This window comes from Nostoc cf. edaphicum LEGE 07299 (genome assembly GCF_015207245.1).
GTDB classification, from domain to species: Bacteria; Cyanobacteriota; Cyanobacteriia; order Cyanobacteriales; family Nostocaceae; genus Nostoc; species Nostoc edaphicum_B.
This window is the reverse complement of record NZ_JADEXF010000657.1, coordinates 1-3,541: the sequence shown is the minus strand read 5'-3', so window position 1 is coordinate 3,541 and position 3,541 is coordinate 1. Positions and strand designations below refer to the sequence as shown.

General features: G+C 39.2%; 3 protein-coding genes. All 3 read right to left on the bottom strand.

Annotated elements, in window-relative coordinates:
• Positions 1 to 157: 157 nt before the first annotated feature.
• The 3 genes from IQ229_RS18485 to IQ229_RS18475 all read right to left on the bottom strand — a co-directional run bounded on the left by IQ229_RS18485 (position 158) and on the right by IQ229_RS18475 (position 3,252).
• Positions 158 to 1,135, bottom strand: coding sequence for a Bpu10I family restriction endonuclease (locus tag IQ229_RS18485; RefSeq protein ID WP_194046218.1), 978 nt, complete (start codon positions 1,133 to 1,135; stop codon positions 158 to 160).
• On the bottom strand, positions 1,108 to 2,349 hold the full coding sequence (locus IQ229_RS18480; RefSeq protein ID WP_194046216.1) for a DNA cytosine methyltransferase: 1,242 nt from the start codon (positions 2,347 to 2,349) through the stop codon (positions 1,108 to 1,110). The genes IQ229_RS18485 and IQ229_RS18480 overlap by 28 nt, the downstream gene beginning before the upstream one ends.
• 156 nt (positions 2,350 to 2,505) lie before the next feature.
• Positions 2,506 to 3,252 carry a creatininase family protein gene (locus tag IQ229_RS18475; RefSeq protein ID WP_194046214.1) on the bottom strand — a complete coding sequence of 249 codons (747 nt, stop codon included), beginning with the start codon at positions 3,250 to 3,252 and terminating at the stop codon, positions 2,506 to 2,508.
• Between the last annotated feature and the right edge of the window lie 289 nt (positions 3,253 to 3,541).

Here is a 3,541-nt window from a genome sequence, read left to right as displayed (position 1 = left end):
ATATTTACGTAATAAAAACCGATTAGCTCGACTTTTTGGCATTCGTATTGGTTACAAAGTTGCTGTTTCTTTTAGTGGTGAGATGGAGCGCGATTATCGGTGATTTCAAATATCGTTCACCTACGTAAGTGTCACAAGCACCGACTAAAGTCAATAGCTACTCGTCAATTAGCCATCCACGCTCTATGCCGTTTTCAATTCCGCCAGTCCAGTCCATTTTCAGATGCTTCCGCACTTTATGGAATAGATGTTGAACTACAACTGGATTAATTGAATTTTTAACATATTTTTCTTCATACCTAAATTCTCGGTCTGTGTTTTTTTGCTGACGTAGTACGTAAATTTGGTCAATCTTATACTTCCTAAGATTGACATCACTGGTCAACTTGATCCACTCCATAAGTATAAGATATAAACTATTTGGACTTCTTGCCTTTAAATCCTCTGCTGCTCTTGATGAACCTTCGAGCATAGGTTTGTCAAGATATGTCTTACATTCAATTGCAACAACTGGAATATCGAAAATATGCGTTTCGGTGTTTCCTATAACTGTAACTTTAGAGTAGTTTTCCGGTTCCTCTTTAAGAAGTGGGAGTATTTCACCAGGATTTTCATCTTTCTCCGGTGGGGTTGCTGCTTCAAATGATACTTGAATAGTGGCTCCAATTACAAAGTCATGATCTTTCTTTTCAATACGTGCATACGGTCGCTTCAGCATCTCAGAGTATTTTGGCGGCACAAAGAAAATATCTTTGAATGTATGTGATTTGCCGATGAGAGCATTTTCTCCAAAGTCTCTTACTAAATCTTTAAACAGATAATAGAGAAATTCCTCCAGTACGCTAGAGTGAAGGTTCGATCGAGAATCAAACTTTTCAGCATAGTGCTGCTGATCTAAAAAATCCTTATATTTTGATAGAAGTTCTACCCTAGTAGCAATAATTGCGTCATCTTGAGCAGTAGGTGTTGATGTCGGTCCTACTAATTCGAGATTAGCGGAACGCCACTTATCATACTCAGTTCTAATTTCAGTGAGATATTTTTTACTATTAACATCTCTGTATTTTGTCCGGTGATTCTCCTTTTGTTCAAGATTAGAGCCGTGAACTAAAGGGTTCCTATCGCTTTTGGGCATAGCTCTAATTTTTCTTGAAGATGAAGTGCGATCGCTTTAGCAAGAATAGGTGGTACAGCATTACCTACCTGATTGTACTGGCAAAGAAACTTCTCATCAAATCTCTCTTCTCGATGTAATAATTTGTGAGATACAACAGTCTTCTTCCCTAAAAAACGATAAGTGTCAGGAAAAGATTGAAGACGTGCCCCTTCACGGGCTGTCAAATTGCGATGCTGGAAAGGATGAAGAAAATTGGCGTAAAACGAAGCGGCTATTGTATGTGATGGTTTATATGGATTTAAACGTCGGTTATTTTGGTCATAATTTATCTCAGATAACTCACCATTTCCACTACGCCGTCTAGCCCCATGTTCTTTTGGTGCATCTGAACTTGATTCACCCCATTTAATATGTTTGAAGCGTTCTACAAGCCTCTGGGAATGATCCATTGCAACATGATTGTAAAGTGTTTTACTGCCATTTATAATCCAACTTTGATAGTTATTGAGAGGTTCTGAAATATAAGGTTGTTCTTCTTGACCTTCACGTGCATTCAGTTGTGGTAAGTCTGATATAGCATCCCACAAGCTTATGGCAGGAAGTAAACCCATGCAGGCAAATATTGATAATTGAGAGCTATTTATATGCAATAAATCTAAGGAGTGTGTTTTTGGAGGAGTACCTAATTCTTTTCCTGTTTTATTCCCAACAATAAAAATACGCTCCCTAATTTGTGGCACACCATATTCAGCAGCATTTAATGACCAGACTTCTACAAAATATCCGAGATTTTCAAAAGTTTCTTTAATGATATCTGTTACTTTTCTACTTTCAATATTTTTGCGCGAAAGTAAACCTTTAACATTTTCCATTACAAAAGCTTTAGGTTCGAGAAAACATATCCACTCAGCAAAGTTAATAAATAGACTATTTCTAGGATCTTTAGGATCTTTTTGTGCTGGCCCGGCAATACTAAAGCCTTGACATGGAGGCCCACCAATAACAACATCCGGCTGGAAGTGACAGATATCCTTAACGCTACTTGCAGTGTTTAAATTACGAATATCCTGTTGAATAACTGTCATATTAGGACGGTTATAGCGCAGTGTATCACAAGCCCAGGTATCAATCTCAACGGATAAAGGAACAGAAAAACCTGCCATCTCGAAACCTAGACCAAAGCCGCCAGCCCCAGCAAACAAATCAATAGTGATAGGTTGTGCTGTTACCATAGACTCTTAATGTGGTTACTCATCTGGTTTACCTTCTAAACATTCTAGAATGATACCCTTGTACCGCTTTGTCAACCTGCTACACTAACCATTCTCAAGATATTTTATGCAGAGACACGATTTTAACCGCATCTCTACAATGTCTTTTCATGAGTTTTATTCTGCGTTCACAAATTCCAAATAGCCACTGCTAAGTTCTTTTACCGCCAAGTCATAAAATTGCTTACCATGTTCAGGCGTTGCTAAAGCCGGATTTGATCCCATACGTCCATCTGGATAACGCACTCGAAAGTCAGCAGCGCTATAAATCCGATGTCCGCTTGCTACTTCTGGTGAAAGATATGCTTGCTTAATTGCATTTGGATAAACGTACTGTGTGAGTGCAACTTCACTTGGCGTTGCATGAGAACCTTCTTGATCCCCATATAATTCTTTAGCTAGCTTATATACAGAACCGCACATAAACCAGTTTGCCACTTGACATTGCACCTGTTGAGCATTAGCAATCTGCAAATCTTCTAAATGAGCGTAAGTTTCTGAAAAAGCAGCTTTCAGGGTGGCAATATTACCGCCGTGTCCGTTAATAAAGTAGAACTTGCTAAAACCAGCTTTGGCTAAACAAGTTACATAATCTCGCAGTACTTGAATTAAAGTGCTGGGACGCAGACTGATTGAGCCAGGAAAAGCAGTATGGTGCAATGCCATCCCCACATTGATTGTAGGCCCAACGATCGCACCAGTTGCATCACCTACACCAGCTGCGATCGCTTCTGCACAAATAGCATCAGTACCAATTAACCCCGTTGGCCCATGTTGTTCTGTGGAACCAATAGGGAAAATAATCCCCTTTGACTGCTGTAAATAAGCTTCGACTTCTTGCCAAGTACTTAAATGCAGTAACATTTAATGATTTTCCTCGATAAAATTGCGGTGGAATCAAATCTTTTGCTGCTAAACAGCATCTTCTGTAACTCAACTCCCACTAACACGATTATGAACTCTCTGGATTTCCTCTGCTGGCGATCGCACAAGATCCCCAACTTCCTTTTGAGAAATCGGGGATCTTTGTCCACTGGCAAATTTCGAGATAATTAGACTACCTATTTTTATGAATATTGTTTAGCGGTTGCAGTCGTAACGAGTTTCAACAGAGATGGGATATAAGCAATTTATCGATTCTGCCACTTTATCC

Coding starts and splice junctions, on each gene's coding strand:
- IQ229_RS18485 (WP_194046218.1), bottom strand. CDS start 1,135: ATGCCCAAAAGCGATAGGAACCCTTTAGTTCACGGCTCTAATCTTGAA.
- IQ229_RS18480 (WP_194046216.1), bottom strand. CDS start 2,349: ATGGTAACAGCACAACCTATCACTATTGATTTGTTTGCTGGGGCTGGC.
- IQ229_RS18475 (WP_194046214.1), bottom strand. CDS start 3,252: ATGTTACTGCATTTAAGTACTTGGCAAGAAGTCGAAGCTTATTTACAG.